At 34.4% G+C, this 21,520-nt stretch carries 24 protein-coding genes and 4 pseudogenes; 8 read left to right on the top strand and 20 right to left on the bottom strand.

Annotated features, from left to right (window positions below):
- Window positions 1–43 precede the first annotated feature (43 nt).
- The 4 genes from AC0IXC_RS03135 to AC0IXC_RS03120 all read left to right on the top strand — a co-directional run bounded on the left by AC0IXC_RS03135 (window position 44) and on the right by AC0IXC_RS03120 (window position 3,612).
- The gene (locus tag AC0IXC_RS03135) at window positions 44–1,705 is read left to right on the top strand and encodes a sigma-54 interaction domain-containing protein (RefSeq protein WP_215589762.1); all 1,662 of its coding nucleotides are present in this window, start codon (window positions 44–46) and stop codon (window positions 1,703–1,705) included.
- A 73-nt stretch (window positions 1,706–1,778) separates the two neighbouring features.
- The gene (locus AC0IXC_RS03130; RefSeq protein WP_002012972.1) at window positions 1,779–2,051 is read left to right on the top strand and encodes a (2Fe-2S)-binding protein; all 273 of its coding nucleotides are present in this window, start codon (window positions 1,779–1,781) and stop codon (window positions 2,049–2,051) included.
- Window positions 2,048–2,380 carry a (2Fe-2S)-binding protein gene (locus AC0IXC_RS03125; RefSeq protein ID WP_341085780.1) on the top strand — a complete coding sequence of 111 codons (333 nt, stop codon included), beginning with the start codon at window positions 2,048–2,050 and terminating at the stop codon, window positions 2,378–2,380. Before AC0IXC_RS03130 ends, AC0IXC_RS03125 begins: the two co-directional genes overlap by 4 nt.
- Entirely contained in the window at window positions 2,377–3,612 is a 1,236-nt protein-coding gene (locus AC0IXC_RS03120) for an NAD(P)/FAD-dependent oxidoreductase (protein WP_471652567.1), read from the top strand. The genes AC0IXC_RS03125 and AC0IXC_RS03120 overlap by 4 nt, the downstream gene beginning before the upstream one ends.
- Window positions 3,613–3,636: 24 nt before the next feature.
- Here the strand turns inward: AC0IXC_RS03120 and AC0IXC_RS03115 are convergent, their stop codons facing one another.
- Together AC0IXC_RS03115 and AC0IXC_RS03110 are read right to left on the bottom strand one after the other, a co-directional pair.
- Window positions 3,637–3,945 (bottom strand): YxcD family protein, encoded by a 309-nt coding sequence (locus tag AC0IXC_RS03115; RefSeq protein WP_002127770.1) that lies wholly within the window; start codon window positions 3,943–3,945, stop codon window positions 3,637–3,639.
- Window positions 3,933–4,382, bottom strand: coding sequence for a hypothetical protein (locus tag AC0IXC_RS03110; RefSeq protein WP_002032604.1), 450 nt, complete (start codon window positions 4,380–4,382; stop codon window positions 3,933–3,935). The genes AC0IXC_RS03115 and AC0IXC_RS03110 overlap by 13 nt, the downstream gene beginning before the upstream one ends.
- Window positions 4,383–4,639: 257 nt before the next feature.
- Here AC0IXC_RS03110 and AC0IXC_RS03105 point away from each other — a divergent pair, with 257 nt between their 5' ends.
- Entirely contained in the window at window positions 4,640–5,404 is a 765-nt protein-coding gene (locus AC0IXC_RS03105) for a DUF1836 domain-containing protein (RefSeq protein WP_002032602.1), read from the top strand.
- A gap of 35 nt (window positions 5,405–5,439) precedes the next feature.
- Here the strand turns inward: AC0IXC_RS03105 and AC0IXC_RS03100 are convergent.
- A pseudogene (locus AC0IXC_RS03100) lies at window positions 5,440–5,937 on the bottom strand (GNAT family N-acetyltransferase).
- 36 nt (window positions 5,938–5,973) lie between these two features.
- Window positions 5,974–7,089 (bottom strand): HD domain-containing protein, encoded by a 1,116-nt coding sequence (locus AC0IXC_RS03095; protein ID WP_002142103.1) that lies wholly within the window; start codon window positions 7,087–7,089, stop codon window positions 5,974–5,976.
- Between the two features lie 282 nt (window positions 7,090–7,371).
- On the opposite strand from AC0IXC_RS03095, the gene uptA reads away from it, so the two are divergent.
- Window positions 7,372–7,977 carry an undecaprenyl phosphate transporter UptA gene (gene uptA, locus AC0IXC_RS03090; RefSeq protein WP_002032601.1) on the top strand — a complete coding sequence of 202 codons (606 nt, stop codon included), beginning with the start codon at window positions 7,372–7,374 and terminating at the stop codon, window positions 7,975–7,977.
- Between the two features lie 25 nt (window positions 7,978–8,002).
- Here the strand turns inward: uptA and AC0IXC_RS03085 are convergent.
- Window positions 8,003–8,504: pseudogene (locus tag AC0IXC_RS03085) on the bottom strand (DinB family protein).
- A gap of 148 nt (window positions 8,505–8,652) precedes the next feature.
- Here AC0IXC_RS03085 and AC0IXC_RS03080 point away from each other — a divergent pair.
- Window positions 8,653–8,877, top strand: coding sequence for a hypothetical protein (locus AC0IXC_RS03080; protein WP_002032598.1), 225 nt, complete (start codon window positions 8,653–8,655; stop codon window positions 8,875–8,877).
- 47 nt (window positions 8,878–8,924) lie between these two features.
- Here AC0IXC_RS03080 and dltD read toward each other — a convergent pair whose 3' ends face one another.
- The 7 genes from dltD to AC0IXC_RS03045 form a co-directional block, all read right to left on the bottom strand.
- Window positions 8,925–10,106, bottom strand: coding sequence for a D-alanyl-lipoteichoic acid biosynthesis protein DltD (gene dltD / locus AC0IXC_RS03075; protein WP_471652566.1), 1,182 nt, complete (start codon window positions 10,104–10,106; stop codon window positions 8,925–8,927).
- A 335-nt stretch (window positions 10,107–10,441) separates the two neighbouring features.
- The gene (locus tag AC0IXC_RS03070; RefSeq protein ID WP_215589768.1) at window positions 10,442–12,064 is read right to left on the bottom strand and encodes a peptide ABC transporter substrate-binding protein; all 1,623 of its coding nucleotides are present in this window, start codon (window positions 12,062–12,064) and stop codon (window positions 10,442–10,444) included.
- Window positions 12,065–12,084: 20 nt separating this feature from the next.
- Entirely contained in the window at window positions 12,085–13,086 is a 1,002-nt protein-coding gene (locus AC0IXC_RS03065) for a C40 family peptidase (RefSeq protein ID WP_215589769.1), read from the bottom strand.
- Between the two features lie 39 nt (window positions 13,087–13,125).
- Complete coding sequence (locus AC0IXC_RS03060; RefSeq protein ID WP_002032592.1) at window positions 13,126–14,187, bottom strand: dipeptide epimerase; 1,062 nt, start codon at window positions 14,185–14,187, stop codon at window positions 13,126–13,128.
- Window positions 14,188–14,291: 104 nt separating this feature from the next.
- Entirely contained in the window at window positions 14,292–14,618 is a 327-nt protein-coding gene (locus AC0IXC_RS03055) for a DUF3870 domain-containing protein (RefSeq protein WP_002012954.1), read from the bottom strand.
- An 88-nt stretch (window positions 14,619–14,706) separates the two neighbouring features.
- The gene (locus tag AC0IXC_RS03050; RefSeq protein ID WP_002136778.1) at window positions 14,707–14,982 is read right to left on the bottom strand and encodes a hypothetical protein; all 276 of its coding nucleotides are present in this window, start codon (window positions 14,980–14,982) and stop codon (window positions 14,707–14,709) included.
- Window positions 14,921–15,277 (bottom strand): FtsB family cell division protein, encoded by a 357-nt coding sequence (locus AC0IXC_RS03045; protein ID WP_002085024.1) that lies wholly within the window; start codon window positions 15,275–15,277, stop codon window positions 14,921–14,923. Before AC0IXC_RS03045 ends, AC0IXC_RS03050 begins: the two co-directional genes overlap by 62 nt.
- A gap of 288 nt (window positions 15,278–15,565) precedes the next feature.
- Here AC0IXC_RS03045 and AC0IXC_RS03040 point away from each other — a divergent pair, with 288 nt between their 5' ends.
- The gene (locus AC0IXC_RS03040) at window positions 15,566–16,492 is read left to right on the top strand and encodes an aldo/keto reductase (RefSeq protein ID WP_471652565.1); all 927 of its coding nucleotides are present in this window, start codon (window positions 15,566–15,568) and stop codon (window positions 16,490–16,492) included.
- A gap of 49 nt (window positions 16,493–16,541) precedes the next feature.
- On the opposite strand, the gene AC0IXC_RS03035 is transcribed toward AC0IXC_RS03040, so the two are convergent.
- From AC0IXC_RS03035 to AC0IXC_RS03000, 8 genes and pseudogenes are all read right to left on the bottom strand, one after another.
- Window positions 16,542–17,138, bottom strand: coding sequence for a DJ-1/PfpI family protein (locus tag AC0IXC_RS03035; protein ID WP_033709175.1), 597 nt, complete (start codon window positions 17,136–17,138; stop codon window positions 16,542–16,544).
- Window positions 17,135–17,626 carry an ankyrin repeat domain-containing protein gene (locus AC0IXC_RS03030; RefSeq protein WP_326997341.1) on the bottom strand — a complete coding sequence of 164 codons (492 nt, stop codon included), beginning with the start codon at window positions 17,624–17,626 and terminating at the stop codon, window positions 17,135–17,137. Before AC0IXC_RS03030 ends, AC0IXC_RS03035 begins: the two co-directional genes overlap by 4 nt.
- Window positions 17,627–18,009: 383 nt before the next feature.
- A complete protein-coding gene (locus tag AC0IXC_RS03025) occupies window positions 18,010–18,240 on the bottom strand; it encodes a hypothetical protein (protein ID WP_000789035.1) in 231 nt (76 codons plus the stop codon).
- 166 nt (window positions 18,241–18,406) lie between these two features.
- Entirely contained in the window at window positions 18,407–18,907 is a 501-nt protein-coding gene (locus AC0IXC_RS03020) for a lysozyme family protein (protein ID WP_002032582.1), read from the bottom strand.
- Window positions 18,908–19,116: 209 nt separating this feature from the next.
- Window positions 19,117–19,332, bottom strand: a pseudogene (locus AC0IXC_RS03015) (hypothetical protein).
- A 194-nt stretch (window positions 19,333–19,526) separates the two neighbouring features.
- The gene (locus tag AC0IXC_RS03010; protein ID WP_002147285.1) at window positions 19,527–19,790 is read right to left on the bottom strand and encodes a hypothetical protein; all 264 of its coding nucleotides are present in this window, start codon (window positions 19,788–19,790) and stop codon (window positions 19,527–19,529) included.
- A 142-nt stretch (window positions 19,791–19,932) separates the two neighbouring features.
- Window positions 19,933–20,495 (bottom strand): annotated as a pseudogene (locus AC0IXC_RS03005) (DEAD/DEAH box helicase family protein).
- Window positions 20,496–20,610: 115 nt separating this feature from the next.
- Complete coding sequence (locus AC0IXC_RS03000; RefSeq protein ID WP_193653664.1) at window positions 20,611–21,369, bottom strand: class I SAM-dependent methyltransferase; 759 nt, start codon at window positions 21,367–21,369, stop codon at window positions 20,611–20,613.
- Between the last annotated feature and the right edge of the window lie 151 nt (window positions 21,370–21,520).

Below are 21,520 nucleotides of genomic sequence, written 5' to 3'. Positions count from 1 at the left end.
TTTTTATCACTGTCTAAATTTTTATACATAATAGGAGGGCAATATGGCATTTTCATTCCCAACAATAAAAGAGTTAATAAAAATTTTGTCAATTGATTGTACAAGTATCGTTAAGCGCATGACACAGGTAGGTGAAAAATTTTATTACCTCCATTCACCTACTGAGGAATGGAGGTGCGCAGTTATATATGAAGATGAATCTTTCACTACTTTAATCGACGCATTTTCTCATGAACTAGCCGTTGTCATCATTAAAGAAAATCAAGAGCCTTTATGCTGTATAACTGCTCAGCAAATGATTCCTTTTCTTTATAAGTATTACAATGAACTACTAGCTTTTTATAACACTGTTATTCAAACGTCTGATTCTTCTGTTACAGTCATCGACGATAAAGAATGCGTTCGTACTTGGACAGATGGCGCTGAAAAGATTTTTTCAGTGAACCATAATGAAATTATCGGACAACCCATCACCCGTTTTTTTGATTATAAAGATTTAGAAATTCTGCAATCATTACATGACGGAAAAAGCATAATTGCTCAGTTCCATCAGCCACGTCCAGATTTGTTCGTATTAATTAATTCAAACCCAGTTTATTGCAACGATAAAATTATTGGAGCAGTCGTTTCAGAAACGGATGTTACAAATCAAGTCGTATTAAATGAAAAACTATTTAATATGTCGCATGAAATGCACCGTTTAGAACAAGAAGTAGCAAAATATAAAGATACATCCGATCCTTTCCTTGCGATGAATGGAAAAAGCCCTGTTATACAAAGAACGATTCAATTAGCTAGAAAGGTTTGTTCAGTGAAATCCACGGTTTTAATACTCGGAGAAAGCGGAGTTGGAAAAGAAGTGTTTGCGAAAGCAATTCATGAAGCAAGTGAGACAGCAAATGCCCCTTTCATTTCAATTAACTGCGGCGCAATCCCAGAAGCGTTATTTGAAAGTGAATTATTTGGTTACGAGCGCGGGGCGTTTTCTGGTGCAAATAGTAAAGGTAAGAAAGGTAAAATAGAACTTGCACAAGGCGGTACTTTATTCCTCGATGAAATAGGCGAAATGCCGCTCGATATGCAAGTGAAACTTTTGCGTGTACTGCAGGAACGAAAGTATTACCGAGTTGGTGGAGAAAAAGAAATCAATATTGATTTCCGCATTATCGCTGCTACAAACCGTGATTTACAAGAAGAAATGAGAAAAGGAACTTTCCGAGAAGATTTATACTATCGCTTAAATGTAGTTAGCTTGCTTATTCCACCGCTGCGCGAAAGACGAGAGGATATTATCGAATTGACGTACTCCTTTTTAAACGATTTTTCAATAAACTATAACAGGCCTATTCGAGACTTACCTTCAAATATTATGCATGAACTACTTCATTACAATTGGCCTGGTAATATTCGCGAGCTCCGAAACGTAGTTGAAAGACTCGTCGTATTTGCGACAGACGGCATTATTAAACAAGAATATTTACCATTTCATACAAATGAAACTTTAGACAATCATACAGCTCAATCCCTATTACTCAGCAACAATAATACGATTCTTTCTTTACAAGAAGAAATGGATGAGCACGAGAAAAAGGTAATTGAAAGAGCTTTACGCATTTTAGATGGTAATAAATTAGAATGTGCGAAACAACTTGGCGTAACAAGAGCCACTTTATATAATCGTTTAAAAAGACTGGGGTTACAATAATCCCTCTCCTCCTCTATATTGGCATAGTTTTTGCATAATAATTTGTGTAAACCGAACTAGAGGAGGAATACATATGACGAATAAAGAGAACTTAATTGTTTGTCGTTGTGAAGAAGTTACATACGGACAACTTCAATCGACAATTGCTGAATATAATTGCTCAGCTCGTGAGCTAAAACTAAGAACACGTGCTGGTATGGGTTTTTGCGGCGGTAGAACATGTAGAATGACAATAGAACGAATGGTAGAAAATGCGAATCCTAACATATCCCAAAATGAAATTCCATTAAAATATCAACCGCCAGTGCGTGCTGTTACTTTTGGAGCGGTAGGTGACAATCAATGAGTAGAATTACACATCACCCTATTTTAGGTAGTTTAAATAATAATCAGCACATCACTTTTCAATTTAACGGTCAACAATACGAAGCATATGAACATGAAACGATAGCGGCCGCTCTACTTGCAAACGGAATAAGAACGTTAAGAGTGCATGAAGATAGCGGAACTCCGCGAGGTATTTATTGTAATATCGGGCATTGTTCAGAATGCCGCGTGACAGTAAATAATCAATCGAACGTACGAGCATGCTTAACAGTTGTAGAAGACAATATGGTTGTTGAAAGTGGAAAACAGCATCCAAATATCGTGAGAGAGATGGTGAAAAAGCGATGATCGATGTAATTATTATTGGTGCAGGACCAGCAGGATTATCAGCTTCCATCTCTTGTGCACGTTTTGGACTTAACGTACTTGTTATTGATGAATTTATGAAGCCGGGCGGGAGATTGTTAGGACAGTTGCATCAAGAGCCTACTGGGGAATGGTGGAACGGAATAGAAGAATCAAAGCGCCTTCATGAAGAAGCAAAATCCCTTTCAGTCGATATTCGGTGCGGTGTTTCCGTATATAACTTAGATGAAGATGAGAGGTCTTGGTTCGTGCATACAAATATCGGGACGCTAGAAGCACCGTTCGTACTAATTGCTACTGGGGCTGCTGAGTATTCCATTCCCCTTCCTGGATGGACACTTCCAGGAGTTATGTCAATTGGAGCAGCTCAAGTTATGACAAATGTTCACCGCGTTCAAGTTGGTAAAAAAGGAATCATTATCGGTGCTAATATTTTGTCATTCGCCATTTTAAACGAATTGCAATTAGCTGGAATCACAGTGGATCATATTGTACTCCCTGAAAAAAGCGAATTAAGCCAAAAGGCCGGTGAACCAGAAGAAGTTTTAAACTCACTCTTAAATGCGGCTCACCTCGCCCCATCTCCCTTCCTACGTATAGGTAGCCGTTTTATGAAATATGATTGGATTCGAAAAGCTGGATTAACATTTTATCCAAATAGCGGCATGAAAATAAACGGGACGCCGCTTCATCTTCGTAAAGCTGCACTTGAGATTATCGGAGCGGAACAAGTTGAAGGTGTTCGTGTTGCTAACATTGATTCTAAAGGAAATATTATTAATGGATCAGAAAAGATATATGAGGCTGACTTCGTTTGTATAGCCGGAGGTTTATATCCGCTTGCTGAGCTTGCCGCTGTAGCAGGATGCCCTTTCCATTACATTCCAGAATTAGGCGGACATGTTCCACTTCATTCAGAAGAAATGGAAACCCCTCTTCCAGGTTTATTTGTAGCTGGAAATATTACTGGAATTGAAAGCGGAAAAATCGCGATGGTGCAAGGAACAGTTGCAGGTCTATCTATCGCTAAACATGCAAGTGAGAAACTTGACGTAGTCGACCAACAATTACAACAAGCAATTCAAAACGTTCACTCTGTTCGTCAAAAAGCAGCGATTCAATTTAACCCCATGATTGATGTTGGTAGACGGAAGATGAATGAACTTTGGCGTGATTATTCTTCTACATATGCACATACTAAAAAGAGCTGCTGAGATTACTCTCAACAGCTCTTTTCACTACTCGTCCGAGTTATTAAATTTCGCTAATGCGTAAATGCCTTCTTCATCATCTAATTCAAGTTGCAATCTTGCTGCAAATGAATTGACGTTGTATTCCCGATCAAGCAACAAGCGTAGTGCTTCGATTAAGTTTGCTTGAATTAAAATTTGCTGGCGACCATTTACCTCTACTTCTGCAGAGAAACCGTAGTCATCATCATACATTAGTTCAACTGAAACTTCTTCTGGACCAACTTGTCTTTTTTCAGCGATATATACGCAAAGCGCATTTATAAGTTCTTGTTCAGAAATTTTTATTGTTTCCATGCTACTTCATCTGCCTTTTTCTTACGTTGATCTTTGAAGTATTTAAATGCACGAACTGCTAACATTACGATACCAGCCATTACTAACATATTTACCATAAACGCTAATACAGAACCAAGTGCTCCCATATTTGCAAATAAGCTACCCATTAGTAAACCACCAAGACCACCTAGTAATAAGCCTTTCATAAAGCCACCTTTATTACTTTTTGGCGCTGTGTTTGTTGCTTTTGTTTTTGAATCAGTTGTCGTTTTTTGTGAATTCACATTAGAATCTTTTTTGTTTAAATCAACTTTTGACTTTTGACCTGAACTTGGTGTATATGATTTTTTACCAGATTTGTAACTTTTCGCTGCCGCATGATCTACGAACATAAAGCTACTAGCCCCAAAGATAACCATGAATGCTGTCATTACTGCTACAAGTTTTTTCAACATATTATATCCATTCTCCTTTTATATAGATATATGTGAAATCTACCTTTCTAGTAAATTCAGAATGATAGATTTATTTTAAAACCATTTTAAAGGTTCTTATGAACTTATTATATGAACTTTTGTCGAAATATGCAAGCATTATTTACTTACGACAATTTCATGACATAGGAAAAATTAAGCAAAACGGAATTGACTTTAAATGAAACAAAACATATTATAAGTTCATAAGAACTTTTTATAATTTTGGAGGTGAAAAGATGGAAACATTTCATCTCACACGAAACGAAATGGCAACGCTCCTTCTATCACTAAGAGGATGGAATACGAAGAAGCCTCTCGGCATTTTACAAGAAGCTTGGGCAAAGTCACATAAAAAAGATATTGAAAGCGGACAAAGCGTTACTGCTTTTATTACAACCGCACTTTCACCTATTTTTGAAAAATTGATTAAGATTGACGATACGGATGTCGGTTTTTCTTTAAATGAAATAGTTGCGCTTGGCAATCAGATTGAAAACACGAGTTTCTCTGTAACTGCTATGCAAAACTGGGTGAAACGAGATATAAAAGAAATGATTGGCTCCCCTCAAAAAGGGAAAAAATACTCAATCGAACAAGCAGCATTACTATTCATTGTCGAAGATTTAAAAACAGCGCTTGATTTTGAATCTATTCGTAAGCTATTACGTCTTATCGTAAATGACCCAGCCGATCGAAGTGATGACTTAATCAATCCTGTTCATTTGTACGGAGCATACTCTTCTCTATTTGAAGAACTCAATCAAGGGAATTGCTTACAATTAAATGCAACAGACACAATCCATACAATTGAAAATATCGTGAAAGAAAGAGCTGATAAAATAGCAAGTAAGTTCGATCAAATTAATAACGAACAACGCGAAGCAATTCGTAACGCCATTATTATCGCCACCCTTTCTGTACATACCGCATATGTACAAATGTTAGCGAAACGTTACGTAACAGCAACTTTATTTTTACAAAATTTAGAAGTGAAACCGTAAAAAATAGGAGCAGATTTGCTCCTATTTTTTAATTTCTATACTATTTTGCACTCCTTAACTCTTTGCATCTCATACATTTTCAACTGATTCTCTACATATGATTCAATTTTTTTGAACCCTGCTTTCTCATAGCATCGCATTGCCCTCTTATTATCTTCCCTAACTTGCAATACAACCGCTTGTATATCAGGGTCTAAAAATGATTTAGCGATAAAATAATTTGTAATCTCTGTTCCAAGCCCTTTTGAATATAAATTTGAGACGCCAATCAATATTGAGTACTCCATCACATATATATCGTCATTTCTCTTCTTTTTTAATCCAACTCTCCCTATTACTTCATCCTCTACTACGATCACATGATAACTTGCATAAGATCGAGACAGTTTTTCTGTCCAATACTTTTGAAGTTCTTCTATTGTATATCGTTTGAATAGTTTCACGTCCGCTATGTTATGTAATTCTTCGTCATTATATCACTCTAATATAATTGGTAAGTCATCCATTTCTAATAAACGCTCATGCCAATACATATTTTCACCCCATCCAATTTCGAATTACTTGGTCAATTAAATTGAATACGCATATTCTTTTTTTGGCAAATTCACAATGTCCCGAATGTAAAATGATCGTTCTATTATATCTTCTAACTGACCATTTCTATAAACATAAATACCACCTACATATGAACTGTAAGCCTTTTTCTCAGTTATTATCGCTAATTTGTTATTTTCTTCGTTAAAATCACCTTCTAGCCCTTTTTCAAATGCTAAGCTTTTGGATGTTGAAGAATAAAGCTGAATTAATGATGCTATTTCTAAATGATTTGATTTTGCAAGGTACTTTATTTCATTAGCAATCATTTCATCCTGCAATGGAAGAAAGCCCTTCACTTCTAATTTCTCTACTTTACGAAAGAAATTTTGTAACTCCAGAGTATAAAACGACAGTTTTTTCTCTTCTATCTTTTTAAAAATGCTTTGTAACAATAAATCTTTACCTACTACAAACGGATGACCAAACCCATTATTATAAAGCTCTTTTTTCATCTTAATTAGCTGTTCAATAAAAGGTATTCCCGTTTCTTCAATAACAAGCTTTCCATCTATAAAACGCATACTGGCAATTAGTTCTTTTATCTCAATACCTTCTAACTCAAGCGATGAATAATATAAATCTCTATTCCAAAAATCTAATTGATCCATTCCTAGTGAATTAAATAATAGCTCATCTATAATCGGAAAAACTCCATCTTCTGATAAACCTTTCGTTACATCTTCTAATAATCCGGAAGTCTTATTTAAAATTGTGCGTATTTCATCATCCTCTTGAATAATTCGAACAGTCCAATCCCCGTGATCCTCTCCAGATATTTTCTGAAAGCAATGCGAATATGGACCGTGTCCAACATCGTGTAGAAGGGCTACAGTAGATACTAACTTTCGCTCATATTCTGACAAATGAATGTCACCAATCTCCGTAAGATGTTCTATCACTTTATTAACTAGTACATATACACCTATTGAATGTTCGTTCCTCGTATGTATTGCGTTCTCGTGTAAAAAATATGTATGTCCTTGTTGTTTAATATGGGCCAACCTTCGAAACGCTTTAGTATCGATCAATCGTATAATATCTCTATCTTGAATAGTAATTGATCCGTAAATAGGATCTGTAAAACGCATAACTTCTCCCCCTTTGTAAATTCAACACTTACATCATTATACAAAATTTTCAGTCTACTAACCCTTTCATTCTCTTTAAATATGAGAAATTTTTAATAATCTTTTCATTATCTCTTCATGAAAACATGGCTTATATCCTTTACTATAATACTTATGAGAGACATAAAAGAATTGAAATGGCAATCCCCTATATGAATAAGGTATAATCTACATATAGTGAACCTTTTATGTTATTAAATAAAGGGGCTTATATTCAAAATTCATAAATTAGAAGGTGCAACAATGTTAAGTAGTTTTATTCATTCAGTATTAACATTTTTTGAGGGATTAGGTTATTGGGGCATAATGCTTGGACTTATGATTGAAATTATTCCAAGTGAGATTGTCCTTGCTTATGCGGGATACTTAGTATTCAATGGTAGTATCTCATTTGTAGGCGCAGTTATATTCGGTACAATTGGTGGTGTTATTGCCCAAATCTTTGTTTACTGGATTGGTCGATATGGTGGTCGCCCTGTATTAGAACGTTACGGTAAGTATATTTTCATACATAAAAAACAAATGGATGCTGCTGAAGATTGGTTTAATCGTTACGGAACTGGCGTAATTTTCACTGCACGTTTCATTCCTATCGTTCGTCATGCGATATCAATTCCTGCTGGTATTACAAAAATGCCATTACTACGTTTCACTACATTAACAGCACTTGCGATCATCCCTTGGTCTATCATTTTCATTTATTTAGGTGAGAAACTAGGTGAAAATTGGGAGAATATTAACGATATTGCTGGACCGTATGTGAAATCGTTCGCTATCGGTGGCGTTGTACTTATACTTTTATATTTCGTAATAAAAAAGTGGACAAAAAAACGTAAAAATCTTGCTTAAGATTATAATAAAAACCGCTATAAATTCATTTAGAATTATAGCGGTTTTTATTATAGGCTTGATTATGTATTAGAAATTGCATTATTTCTTCTTTATGCTTTAAGTCATGCTGAATGAGTGATGGAAAATAATTATTTAACCTCACTTTTTTTGTACCAAATTGATAGTCATTATTAAAATTACGAGCAGGAATTCGCTCAATTTGGTCTACTAATTGTTTACGAGTAAAGCTGAATTGATCTAATAGTTCTTCTTTTGAAATACCAGATCTCGCATATTTTATTGCACCCTCATTCATTTCCTCAACACCTGTTGGAACATTGGGTACAGATTGTCCGCTTATAAAGTATGGAATTCTAAACTTCATTAAAAACTCATCCCAAACGATTAAATGTGAAATCACATCCGCGGTTCCCCATGAACCTTTTCTAAAAGGTTTAACCATACATCATTTTAGTTACATACTTCAACGTTTGGCACCAATCTATTAGACTTAACTTTTTTTCTAGAATACTTTCTTTCTCCATAATTCATTCCTTCCTCTTTCACACTAATAATCGATTCATATATAACTTCTAGACATTACATAAAAACCCCTCCAGTCTAAGATTTACATGGATAAGCAACAATTCCACCATAAAATACGTATAGTAACTCAAAAAGGATTGATTCCCTATGCATTGGCAGCAAAAAGTACCATACTTAATCGGACGCCCTGTTGGTGTTTCTCTCATTAATGGGCAAGGGACATCCGGCGTTTTATGCGGTGTTCAAAATAATCAATTATTTGTTTACGAATACCTTTACCAAGCCCAGTTCGCCATGAAACATTATGACTTTAGACAAATTCAAGATATACACGCCTTTCCAAATTGCCCACACCAAAATCCTCTATACTAAAAAACAGGAACGGCTTTATTGCCATTCCTGTTTCTATTGTTTATGCATTATTTTTCAGAGTAAAACTTCTGCACTGCTTCATCAAAATAGATCCATCCTTTCCAGCCTAAATGAATTGTATCTTTTAAGAAATACTTATCATATTCATGGCTAGAAAAATCGACTACTGGGTATCCTGCTTTCTCGACTTGATCGCGAACCTTATTGTAATACACATCACGACGTTCTTTTGGGAAACCAGCGTAATCATACCACGGTCCGTTTACAGGCACAGAAATAAAGAGTGGTTTTACATTTTTTTCTTTGAAAAGATCTAAAACAATTTGTAATTCATCATATTCTGGTGAATCATCATACGATTCATTTGCTCTAAAGTTTTTTAAACCTTTTAATTTTTTCTTTAAATTATGTTTATAATAATATGGATTTTCAATTCCGAATGTATTTGTTGTGGATCCTACTTTACCTTCTTGTTCCGCATGTTTACGTGCATCTTCCCAAGAAAGCGAACGTAATCCCATATTTGTTTCCTCTTTCATCGGTTCGATCTTAAATAGAGAGTTAAATAAATCTCGATGATCTAAAATGTTCCGGTACATATACGCTAGCGGTTTAGCTAGTCCGGCTTTTATGTTATGTTTTGTATCGTTATATACAATACTTTCTAGCGAACTATTTAATATCGCATCCTTACGAACAACTTTATAATCTAGTAAACGTTTCGCGATTTTTTTCTTCATTTCAGGCTTTATTTCGTCATTAAAAATAAAGTGATAGGCTTGTTGTTTGGAGAAATTATTTGTAAAATCCCCTTGTGATACACCGGTTTTTGTAAACCATTGTGGTGAAAGAACAAAGACTACCTTTTTATCTTCTAATTCATCCATTGTAGACGTCATATTTAATATATGAGCCAAGCTTTGCGTACCACCAGTCCCTATTAAAAATGGAGTAAAACCTGCTGGATTTACTTTAAAATAGTTAGATGGATGATATGCATCCATTCGTAAAAACTCTGATGAACCATACATCGGTAAATACTGCGAATTCTCTAACATTTTCTGTTGCAAGAAAACACTTTGTAATTTCTCTTTTTGTAAGGAAGTTGCTGCATCTTCTATCTTTTTATCGCTTATTAATGATACTAAACTCTTAGATGGAATAAGCAATACAATGAAAAAGAGTAGACACGCTAAAATAATTGGACCAAAAGCATGCTTCATCTTCATCGTTTATTCCTCTTTCTATTACGAATAAATTGTAACCCTTGTTTATGACACGTCATCATTTTTCTCCTTTTTTCTATACATGTTCCATTCTATTTATCTATTATATACATGTATGTATTTCCTCCCTTGCTCTATTAAGTCCTATACAAATAGCGCAAGAAAATGCTTCCAAAGAAACATGTTAATTATACAAGATTCTACATAAATTTCACACTTTAATTTATGTAATAATTTTATTTTTAAGCGATGAAAAAACTTATAAAATGTCTATAATTCATTTGAAGCTATAAGAAAAAACAGACTATCACATACGTGAAGTCTGTTTCTCCATCACTTTATTTTTGTACATCTGCCCATTTTAAACTTGTAGCTGGACCGAATTGATGTACATATAATTCTCTCACATATGGTTTTTGTAAGTAAGAAAGACCGCGCTGGAATACTGGTGCAATTACCGCATCATCAAGGAGCACTTTTTCCGCATCTTGTAGTGCTTTCCAACGAGCTTTTTCATCATTACCTAACTCTGTTTTAATCTTCTTAATTAAAGCGTCGTATTCTGGATTTGCATATCCTGTATTATTTACGGTACTTCCCGAAAGGAAAACTTCTAAGTATGTCATTGGATCTGGATAATCAGGTAACCAACGTGATAACGACATTTCGTATTCTTTTTTCTTCTCTAATGCTAGTTTTTGCGTATGTGGTTGTAATTTCACATTTACTTTTAGCCCTGGTAAGTTTTTCTCAAGCTGTTCTTTTATATATTCGCCTACTTTTTTAAAGTTCTCTAAGTCATAGTTTAATAGTTCTAACGTCACTTCATTTGTGCCTGTCTCTTGCTTTGCCTTTTCCCAATATTCTTTCGCCTGTTTTACATCAGTCTTATTAAACTCACCTGCCGTACTTCTAAAGTCTTTCTTGTCTGGCCCTTTTAAAAACCCTTTCGGCACGTAATAGTTCGCAGCTACGGAACCATCATTTAAAAATGAAGTTGCGAGCCCCTTCTTATCAAAAACTGTGCTTAATGCAAGACGGGCGTTTTTATTTTTAAGAATCGGTACATTTTCATTGAAACGGAAGAAATACATAACTGGATCTGTATATTGTTTCAGTTCTTTATTATTTTTATATTTATCTACGAATTCTGTAGAAATGACCGCTCTGTCTACTTTATCTGTTTCATATAAATTTACCGCAGTTGAAATTTCTTTAACAATTTGATAGTTTACCTCATCTAATTTCACTTCTTTTTTATCCCAATATTTATCGTTTTTCTTCATTGTAAAACTTGCTTCATGCTTCCACTCTGATAATGTAAATGGTCCATTATATATCGCTTTATTTGCTTCTAATCCGTATTTATCGCCTTGCTCTTTCGCAAACTTTTCATTAATTGGATAGAAAGACGGTAAAATAAGTAGTTTCGTAAAATACGGTACTGGATGTTCTAACTCAACAACGAACGTTTTATCATCTTTTGCTTTCACACCTAATTCTTCTAAGCCTAATTGTTTCTTATTTATCTTCTCCGCATTTTTCACATCGTACGCGATATATGCATATTGAGAGACTGTATCTGGATTAATAAGTTGCTTCCAAGCATATACGTAATCATGAGCTGTTACTGGATCACCGTTAGACCATTTTGCATCACGCAAGTGGAATGTATAAGTCTTTCCGTCTTTACTCACTTCATATTTCTGTGCCCCAGCCTCAATCACTTCATCATTTTTCGATAAACGGAATAACCCTTCCATTACGTTATTTAACACGTTAAACGATACCGCATCTGTTACTTTCCCTGAATTTAATGACGGAATTTCACCCGTTTCTAGTAGCTGTAATACTTTTTTCTCATCTTTCGGCTTTGTCGTTGTTTTTTCTTTTGCGCAGCCAACTAAGAATGAAGAAACTAATAGAGTACTAACTAATGAGTAACGAACAACTTTTTTCATTTGAAAACCCCCTCTATTTTTTAAGGTAAGTAACGACGAGCACCAGCGTATTCTTCTATATATCCTGGCGTATTTAGTGGTATAATCTCTACCGATCTTTCAGCTCTCGGTGAGTGAATCATATTTCCATCACCAATATACATGGCAACGTGATGAACACTACCTTTTCCTTGATTATGTGCAAAGAATATTAAATCGCCCTTTTGTAGGTTTTCTTTACCAACCGCAATTCCTGCTTTTGATTGTGGCCCAGAATCCCTCGGTATTGTAATGCCATGTGATTTATAAATCGTATGTGTAAATCCAGAGCAATCAAATCCGAATCCACTTGTACCAGCCCATATATACGGTAATCCTAAAAACATTTTTCCGGTGTTTATTAAGTCATCAGCGGTTGGAGTCGGAATATCATTTTGAGAATGGTAAACAGTTCCATCATTTTTCCGTAGCCACGCCTTCTGACCATTTGGCAACAATACGCGGTATGAGATCGTATCTTCACTTAATAGCGGTAAACGCGTATTATAACTGACTTCAAGCGATTTATGTTTTTCAGAAGGGTTAATATATACAATTGCTGTCGGTTTCGTTACTAATACAAAAGCTTCGTTTGTTTTATCTGCAAATTCCTGATTATACGTTAATTGTTTTTCGGGCATCCATCCCGGGTAACCTACTTCGTTTCTTGGTGTTGGCTGACCGTGGACTAACACTTTCACCCAGTCACCTTTCTTATCAACAACCGTTACTTCTTGACCGAGTAGCGCTTGCGTTTCTAATTTATTTGCACTCGTTAACCAAAGCTTCTCATCTAGCGTCATTGATTTCGTCCACTTCCATAAATCAACTGGATTTGTCGCACTCGGTGCATCAATTGGTCGTAATGAATCTGGTGCAGTCCATAACGTTGCAGCAGATACATCTATAAATGCTTTACTATCCTTCTTCTCTTCAGCATTCACCGAAGTAAACGATGAAAATATAAATAAAGTTGTTAAAAATGCAGTTCCTACTTTTTTCATATATATCCCCCTTATAAGATAGTTTACTAGGTACTACTTCTAAGATTGTATATTCACTATAGAATGTAGGTTTACCTTTGGACCAGTGTAAGTCATCCCTTCTGGCTCTTCTACTAACCATAACGGTGCATCAAGATCAAAGTAATGAATATTCGGATGTGCCGCAGCTAAATGGGCAACAGCGCTAACTGAAAGTGAAGGTTCCATCATACTTCCAACCATACATTTCACACCTGCTGCTTCCGCAATATCTGCAATTTTCCATGCTTCTCGTATGCCACCGCATTTCATTAATTTAATATTAAGTAGGTCTGCATATCCTCCTTGGACAATCTTTAATGCATCGCTTGCCGAAAACATACTTTCATCTGCCATAATAGGCGTTTGTACATTGTCCTTCACGTACTTTAATCCTTCCCAATCTTTCGCATGAACTGGTTGTTCTACAAATTCTATATTTAAATTTCTATTCTCCATTTCTCTAATAATAGAAACCGCTTCTTTCGGTTTCCATCCTTGATTTGCATCTAAACGTAACGTCGTATTCTTTGGTACTACATTTCGAATTGCCTCTATGCGTTCTAAATCTAAATGTGCCTCTTTACCCACCTTAATTTTTAATGTTTGGAATCCCTTTTCGATATGCTTTTTCGCTTCTTTTGCCATTAATAAAGGCTCATCCACACTTACTGTAATATCAGTATGAATCTCTTTCTTCCCACCTAACAATGCATATAACGGTATGTTGTGAAATCGACAATATACATCGTATAAAGCCATATCTACCGCCGCTTTCGCACTTGTATTTCCTATACAGCTCATTTGAATGTGTAACAATAACGTTTGAAATTGCAGCACATCTTTATCAACTAATACGGAGCGAATTGGCCCTAATATTGCTTCCTCAATCCCGTTGGCAAAATCACCTGTAATAACCGGTGTTGCTGCAGCAGCTCCTTTTCCAACAATCCCTTCATCTGTATGAATAAACACATCTATACTTTCGATTTCCGTTACAGTGCGAAGCGCAGTTTTAAACGGTGTATGAAGCTTTACATGTCGGCGGTTTACCTTCACATCGGTAATTTTCATTTTGTTCATCCTTTCATTGTTTATAGAGTGATACTTTAATATCCGGGTGGCTTTTCCGTTAATGCGAAACAAAAAAATCCAGCCATAAGAAGATTCTTACGGCTGGATTTTGTCTATGAATGGGTAGACAAAGCAGCGATCTGATTATATTTTTTCTGTGCATCCTTTAGCGCTACAAGTAGCGCCTTTTGAGACGAACCGAAGTACCGATTTTTTATTTCTGTTACTAATGCTGGGTCATTAATATTTTTATGTAGAAACAAATATTTAACAAATTGAGATGTTAATGCAATTGTGGCTGAGCAATCTGCATCTACAATTTCCCCTGTATCCTTCTCAAGTACAAATGCTACAAAATAACTTTTGAACTTTTCGGTAATGGGATTATTTTGAGGTGCTTTCGCATCCCCTACGACGTAAATTGTATTTGAAGCGTACACAGCTATCTTCCTTTCTTATACGAGGATAACGGTTTTCTTAACAGACGTATAAGCTGTTAACTCAACGTTGATTAAAAAATGTATCCGCTTACCTTGTATTATATACAATTGACAGAATTTTAACAATATTTATTTTGACATATATTCCATAATTATGAAAATCTCTTAAAACAATTAAAATTGGCTCAAACTTCTCATTTTTACAATATGTCATTGCTCCTTGTACCATGACATTCACACTACAAACAACTTTTCCCTCATACATCAAAAAACAGTTAGCTATCGCTAACTGTTCCACCACTTCACTTTGGCAATACGAATATTGTTTCGTTTGACTTAGAAAATTGATACTCTTTTCTAGCAAACTTTAAAATCTCTTCTTCATTATCGGTTAAATTCTCAATGTTAGTCTTTAAAGAACCTTGATCTTTCTTTAAAGAAACTAATTGTTTCTTTTGATTTGTTATTGTATTTTTTTTGCCATTAATTACTTCTTGTTGTTTCGTTAAAATATATTGAACGTACAAAGTAGTCGCAGCAATAAAAATGAACATGAAAATAAAACGCCTTAACTTCTTCTTATTTATAGTTCGCTTGTCGTTAGGCTGTGATAGTTGCTCTGGTATATTAGGAACATTGACTCTTTTGAGTTTCCTCATTTTCAAATCCCCCTAACCCATATTTTCTCACTACCATAGGCACGATCTCTTACTAACTTAAATTCTATTCTTATAAAATAACCTCCTTCACAAAAAAATCTCACAAATTAACCAATTAGAGATAGCGTTCGACGACATCTCTGTATTTAAAATGAGAATTTTTATTTATGCTGCTATAAAATAGTAGTTTATGTTATTCTTTTTCCCCAATTGTAGAAAACATTTTTACACATATAAATTCTAGTTTTGCATACCGATGTTATAACATGCTTACAAGGAGGAAAAATGATGCACTACCGTACATTAGGTAAAACTGGAATTACTGTTTCTGAAATTGGCTTTGGAGCGTGGGCGATTGGCGGCGATGAATGGGGTCCTGTTAACGACAAACAATCTATAACCGCTATGAAGAAAGCAATTGAATGTGGCGTAAACTTTATTGATACTGCTGATGTATACGGATTAGGACATAGTGAAAGGTTAGTAACTCAAGCGATAAGAGAGCACCGTAATAATATCGTTTTATCAACGAAAGGCGGTTTAATTGGGCATCACTATGATCCAAGTGGAGAGCCTGTTTATAATACTGCAGAAAAAGTGATCGCAGTATTTGAAACTAGCTTACTGCGCCTAGAAACAGATTATATTGATGTTTATTTCTGTCACATTTGGTGGGATAAACAAGAAGAAACAGAAGCATTTTTACGAGCATTTGAAATATTAAAACGGGACGGAAAAGTAAGAGCTGTTGGTGTTTCAACTCACGACATACAATATATAAAACACTTCAATAAAAACAATGAAATTGATGTTGTGCAACTTGATTACAACATATTAAACCGAAAACCAGAAAACGACATACTGCCCTACCTACAGGAGAACAATTTAGGAACTGTTATACGCGGCCCTTTAAAAATGGGGATATTAACTGGAAAATTTACAAATAAAACAACTTTTCTTGACGGAGATTTACGCAAAGAATGGCCAAAAGAAAAGTGGTTTCAAGAAGATTTACAAAAAGTAGAGAAACTACGATTACTCTCAAATGAAAATCAAACCTTAGGGCAACTCGCACTTCGTTATGTCCTCACTCATCCAGCGGTATCGGTCGCAATTCCTGGCGCAAAAACAGAAAAACAAGCGAAAGAAAATGCAGACTCGTCTATCCGTCCGATTCTTACAGATGAGGAATTAGCGCATATTCAGTCAATATAAAACAAGACGAGCAGCTGGAAATATCCAACTGCTCGTCTTGTTTTACTTTTTAATATTGTAAATCAATATCATATTCCATCATCTTCGCTGTTTCTTCAGCAACCCGAGCACCCAACAGATTTCTCACAATGTGAAATGACATATCAATTCCAGCTGAAATTCCTCCAGACGTAATAATATGCCCCTCATCTACAAACTTTACATTCTCTAATACTTCCACATTCGGAAAATCATTTCTAAAACTTTCAATACTTGCCCAATGTGTTGTCGCTTTGAAGCCATCGAGTAATCCAGCTTTCGCAAGTAAAAGCGCACCCGTACAAACAGAAGTCATTAACTTTACTTCTTTCATTTGCTCGCGGATCCAATTTGTTATTATTTCATTTTTCATTTCGTTTTCTCTAACACCTAACCCACCAGGAATAATTAAAATATCAACTGGAGGCAAGTTTTCGATACTATAGTCCGGTTGTACCTTTAATCCATTTCTCGCTGTAACCATTTCTCCATCTTGACTAACAGTACGAACTGTAAATAGTTGACCTTCACTTGTTGCTGTAACGGAAAACACTTCAAATGGACCCGCAAAATCTAACACTTCCACTTCATTAAAAAGAAAAATCCCTACATTCCAGTGGCTAATCATAAGCTCACTTCCTCTTGCAAATGATGTAATAGGGATTCATACCCTTTTTCTAAAGCAATATCATATGCGATTTTCCCATCATTTTTCTTAATCATTTTATTAGCACCATTTTCAAGAAGTAATATAATGATTTCTTCATTTCCTAATAACGCCGCTTCATGAAGTCCTGTCCAGCCACCACTTTGCACAGCATTCACATCTGATCCCTTTTCAATTAAGAAAGCTACAAGCTCGCTTTGCTTATTCGCAATTGCTGCTTGAAGAGGTGTATTTTCATTTTCGTTTTTTGCTCTAATATGTATATCTGCACCCTGTTCTAAAAGGAAGCTTGCAATTTCTTTCTGTCCAAAATAAGCAGTTAAGTGAAGCGGTGTCCATCCATCTTCACTAAATGAGTTAACAACACTTGGATCCGTATTAATGATTTCTACTACCTTTTCTTTTTCCCCTCTTATGACTGCTTGTGATATTGATATGATTTGTTCCATAATGAACCTCCATGTATACAAATATTAAGTACCCCTTAATAAATTCCATTAATAATCACATGTTCCTTTCTAAATAATTAAGTTTACATAATAATATTATTTTTATAATTCGCTATCCTAATAAAAAAACAACCGACTCTAATGAGTAGGTTGTTTTTTAATTTCATTTTTATATTTGTTTAAAAAAATATCATTTTCACTTACAACTAATAAACATTAATAAAAATGAAATGAAATTATATATTTAGCAGCCATGAACTCTTTACATATCAAAACCGGCTATTTACTTAAATTAATAGTTTTTATCATTTGAAAATAAAAATGGAATTTATCCTTACATTTGAAAAATAAATATATAGCAAGAATCTATAGCAGTACTCTTATCATACTAATCTATAACAATTCTGCCTTCTTCCCTTACCTGTATCCTTTAAAACATAAGACTTTAAAACGAGTGCTGTTAGTGAATCTGTTAATGTTTTATATGATAAATTTGAAAGAGCTAATAGATCGTTCGTATATAACATTCTATGCTTCTCTAATAATAATAGTACTAATCGTTCTGACGGTTTTAATGTTTCATCACTTTCTAGTATAAAATCTATATTTTTCATATCCCTACTTCTTACTCCTTATATAAAAAAATGATTTTAGTAGTTATTTAATATAAAAATACTACATAACAAATTTGAAGATATATCGAAATAACATAACGCCCAAACACTTTTATACTATAACATAAAAAAGACATTTCCCCAAATTGAAAATGCCTTTTTATATCTACTTCTCTTTTTTATATAATTGATATGATTGTTCTAGCCCTTTATTATATTTCGTATTATTATCTGTCCATTCTCCCCCTAAGTTTCCTGGCCACCCTGATGTATTAGCAACATATTTAAGCAACTCCCAATCCTGCAGTCCTTTTTTCACACCACGTTCATACGATTTGACCATACTTGAAATTGCTATCGTTGTATTTATACGCGAATCCACTAAACTCTCTTCCGATAATTGCGCTGGTGCTAATCCACCACGATGTAATTGGAATAATCCGAAAGATGTTCCGTTATCTCCTATTGCTTTTCGGTTAAATTTTGTTTCATGATCCGCAATTGATAATGGTATCCAATCTGGAATATCATACCTCTTTGCAACTTCACTAATTACTTGTTTATTATTTTTAATCTCTTTCTGCTTTTCATAGTTAATATAAATTACATAACTTAAAGTAACTAACGTAAATAATATGAATATATATTGTAGTGCCTTTTTCATCATTTCATCTCCTGCTTTGTATATGTTTCACTTTCTATATACACTATAAGACTTTTATGTGACATTCATTTGACAAAATGATATTAATTATACATAAGCTGTTCCAGTTTTAACTATCAATCTAAAAACTACAATTCTTCTAAAAGACTCCTTCAACACATAAAAACAATCAGCCTTTCATGTATAGTACATGAAAGGCTGATTGTTTTTCACTACACTTTTTTATGTATACAGTATATCCCTGCTATAATAAAACAAATTGAAATTACCGATAAAATTGTACCCTGGATTTCATAAAATGCAGTAAAGAATTTCCCGCTTCCTCTATCCCAAATTTCTAATGAACCCGCGTAAATTGCGGAAGTTATACATGTAAGGCCGAATAGGAGAACACCCGAAAAAACATAGGTTACTCAAATATTTTTCATTATTAGCTCACCTCCATTAATTTGATTTGTGAATAAAACAAAAAAGACCTTTATACGTTAAAGATCTTCTTCATCTTATTTTTGTTAGAAAAAACGCCAGAACCTAAAACAAAAACTCACTTTATTATACGTATCTCCATATAAAAATTAAAGACTATAAGGTTACCAGCGTCTTCTCGATTATCATTTTCACATTAAATGTTTCTTGCAATATGCGGTTTGCTGTAATGACTCGTCCCACCGCCACCTACTACTACTTTACCACCTTTTTCGAAGATTAATAATTTACTTGAACCATCTGAAAGTAAAACTATTACTTCAGCATGATCACTTGTCGCTACATAGATTACATAACCACTTTTTGAAATACAAGTTTCCCAATGCTTATCAAATTCTGATCTTACAACTCGATTAGAATACACTTGATTTTCAATTCTTCCTTGTTCTTCGTTTTCCAAGTTTATTCCTCCCACTTCTCTAAAGTGTCATTTATAGTAAAATAACAGCCCATTTAAAATAGTGACTGACTTTAACATAAATAGTATATGTAGTTAGTAGGAGAATGCTTGGACAATGAAAACGTAACAGCATTTAAGTATTTTACAATCGGAATTTTCCCTTAATCATTACAGCTACTTCTTTAGCACTCAAATGAGTATTATTAATTTTTATGTACTCTTCTTTTTCAATTTCATCATGAAATGAATTTAATCTATGTTTTTTCATCGTTTCTTTTAAATTTTTTTCAGACCATTCAATGTCTCTTTTTTTCAGTTTATGCTCTAGTCTATGTGGACTTTTATTTCGCTCTAATCTTTCATCTATTTCTGCCTCGAGCTCTACAAAATATACTGCTGCGCCTTTTGATTCAAAAATACTTACTACATGGTTTATATAATCCAAATCCGATTGAAGGTCAAATGCCCATACATATGTAAAAATCATTCCGTATAAATCACTTTTAGACACTTCTTCAAACAGTTCATTACGAAACAAACTTACTAACCGTTGTGCTTCCGCTTTGTACTGTAATCAAAAAACGAGCTAACAAAATCAATCGTCATATGATTATGAAATAGCTTTAAATCAGTTATTTTTTCTAACTCATGCCCGACCGTCATTTTCCCGACTGCTTGCGGGCCAAATATTAAGATGAATTTCATTTGTTTGCCTCCGATTTTTCTCTATAAACAATGAAATAAAACATATCCTAAAATTGAAAATAAGGCAGTCGATGTTGTGTCGATTGCCTTATTTTCATGAATAGTTCCTATATTATTACTTTCGTACAGCTTCAAAAGTAATAATTTGTTCTGCATTTGACGGTTGCTTTTCATAAACATAGTCAGCAGAGCAAGTAATGTCAGTGAAACCTATACTTTCTAAAAGGAGCTTAAACTCTTCTATTCCATACCACCGCATTGCAAAACGTTGTAGTTCAGTTTGTACTAACTGTCCTTTACTCCATTTTTCATATTTTAAATATGATACAGTTACTTGGTTAAGCCAATCTATTTCAATTGATTTATTTTCTAATGTAATTCCGTCCCCGCTTGGCAGAGAAAAAGTCGATGTATGAATCTCACCCGTCTTCCAGTCATATGGAAGCGCAAGATCTACAATTAAACGCCCGCCTAGATTAAGATGTCGATAAAAACATTTCAGAGCATTTATAGAATCATCACGATTTTCAATTAAACAAAAGGATCCAGTAGGAATTATTATCGCTTCATATTTATGTGGCAGTGAAAATTGTTGTAAGCTTCCTTCATATAAATTAGGATGCAAGCCTCTCTCTTTACACCGCATACGGCAAGAGTCTAGCATTTCAGGCGAATAATCTATCCCATCAACTTTAAAGCCAGCTTCAAGAAATGGAATAATGACACGTCCCGATCCTACTGCTGCTTCGAGAATTCTCCCTTTACAACTTTTTAAACGATCTTGATAATATTCAATATCACCATTCAAAGAGTAACCGACAGGTTTTGTGAAATCATATAATTCCGTACAAAGTGTACTATAATAACTAAACATTTATTTTCTCCTCCGTTTTATGTGTACGGAAGATTCTAATTTACTTAATCTTTCCGTACCTCAAATTTTAATGAGAATTCGAAAGAGCTGACTGTCATAATATATCACTCGCTTTCTATAGAATATAATCATATTGTATAATATTCCCTTC

The organism is Bacillus sp. AC266, assembly GCF_979253805.1.
Note: the sequence above shows the minus strand (reverse complement) of the source record. Positions and strands in the feature narration are given on the sequence as shown.

Excerpts from the sequence above, each read along its gene's own strand:
- AC0IXC_RS03070 (WP_215589768.1), bottom strand. The coding sequence starts at position 12,064 with ATGAAAAAAGTTGTTCGTTACTCATTAGTTAGTACTCTATTAGTTTCT.
- dltD (WP_471652566.1), bottom strand. The coding sequence starts at position 10,106 with ATGAAGATGAAGCATGCTTTTGGTCCAATTATTTTAGCGTGTCTACTC.
- AC0IXC_RS03045 (WP_002085024.1), bottom strand. The coding sequence starts at position 15,277 with ATGAGGAAACTCAAAAGAGTCAATGTTCCTAATATACCAGAGCAACTA.
- uptA (WP_002032601.1), top strand. The coding sequence starts at position 7,372 with ATGTTAAGTAGTTTTATTCATTCAGTATTAACATTTTTTGAGGGATTA.
- AC0IXC_RS03030 (WP_326997341.1), bottom strand. The coding sequence starts at position 17,626 with ATGGAACAAATCATATCAATATCACAAGCAGTCATAAGAGGGGAAAAA.
- AC0IXC_RS03020 (WP_002032582.1), bottom strand. The coding sequence starts at position 18,907 with ATGATGAAAAAGGCACTACAATATATATTCATATTATTTACGTTAGTT.
- AC0IXC_RS03095 (WP_002142103.1), bottom strand. The coding sequence starts at position 7,089 with ATGCGTTTTACAGATCCTATTTACGGATCAATTACTATTCAAGATAGA.
- AC0IXC_RS03110 (WP_002032604.1), bottom strand. The coding sequence starts at position 4,382 with ATGTTGAAAAAACTTGTAGCAGTAATGACAGCATTCATGGTTATCTTT.
- AC0IXC_RS03025 (WP_000789035.1), bottom strand. The coding sequence starts at position 18,240 with ATGAAAAATATAGATTTTATACTAGAAAGTGATGAAACATTAAAACCG.
- AC0IXC_RS03135 (WP_215589762.1), top strand. The coding sequence starts at position 44 with ATGGCATTTTCATTCCCAACAATAAAAGAGTTAATAAAAATTTTGTCA.
- AC0IXC_RS03125 (WP_341085780.1), top strand. The coding sequence starts at position 2,048 with ATGAGTAGAATTACACATCACCCTATTTTAGGTAGTTTAAATAATAAT.
- AC0IXC_RS03130 (WP_002012972.1), top strand. The coding sequence starts at position 1,779 with ATGACGAATAAAGAGAACTTAATTGTTTGTCGTTGTGAAGAAGTTACA.
- AC0IXC_RS03080 (WP_002032598.1), top strand. The coding sequence starts at position 8,653 with ATGCATTGGCAGCAAAAAGTACCATACTTAATCGGACGCCCTGTTGGT.
- AC0IXC_RS03065 (WP_215589769.1), bottom strand. The coding sequence starts at position 13,086 with ATGAAAAAAGTAGGAACTGCATTTTTAACAACTTTATTTATATTTTCA.
- AC0IXC_RS03105 (WP_002032602.1), top strand. The coding sequence starts at position 4,640 with ATGGAAACATTTCATCTCACACGAAACGAAATGGCAACGCTCCTTCTA.
- AC0IXC_RS03040 (WP_471652565.1), top strand. The coding sequence starts at position 15,566 with ATGCACTACCGTACATTAGGTAAAACTGGAATTACTGTTTCTGAAATT.
- AC0IXC_RS03000 (WP_193653664.1), bottom strand. The coding sequence starts at position 21,369 with ATGTTTAGTTATTATAGTACACTTTGTACGGAATTATATGATTTCACA.
- AC0IXC_RS03060 (WP_002032592.1), bottom strand. The coding sequence starts at position 14,187 with ATGAACAAAATGAAAATTACCGATGTGAAGGTAAACCGCCGACATGTA.
- AC0IXC_RS03120 (WP_471652567.1), top strand. The coding sequence starts at position 2,377 with ATGATCGATGTAATTATTATTGGTGCAGGACCAGCAGGATTATCAGCT.
- AC0IXC_RS03115 (WP_002127770.1), bottom strand. The coding sequence starts at position 3,945 with ATGGAAACAATAAAAATTTCTGAACAAGAACTTATAAATGCGCTTTGC.
- AC0IXC_RS03035 (WP_033709175.1), bottom strand. The coding sequence starts at position 17,138 with ATGATTAGCCACTGGAATGTAGGGATTTTTCTTTTTAATGAAGTGGAA.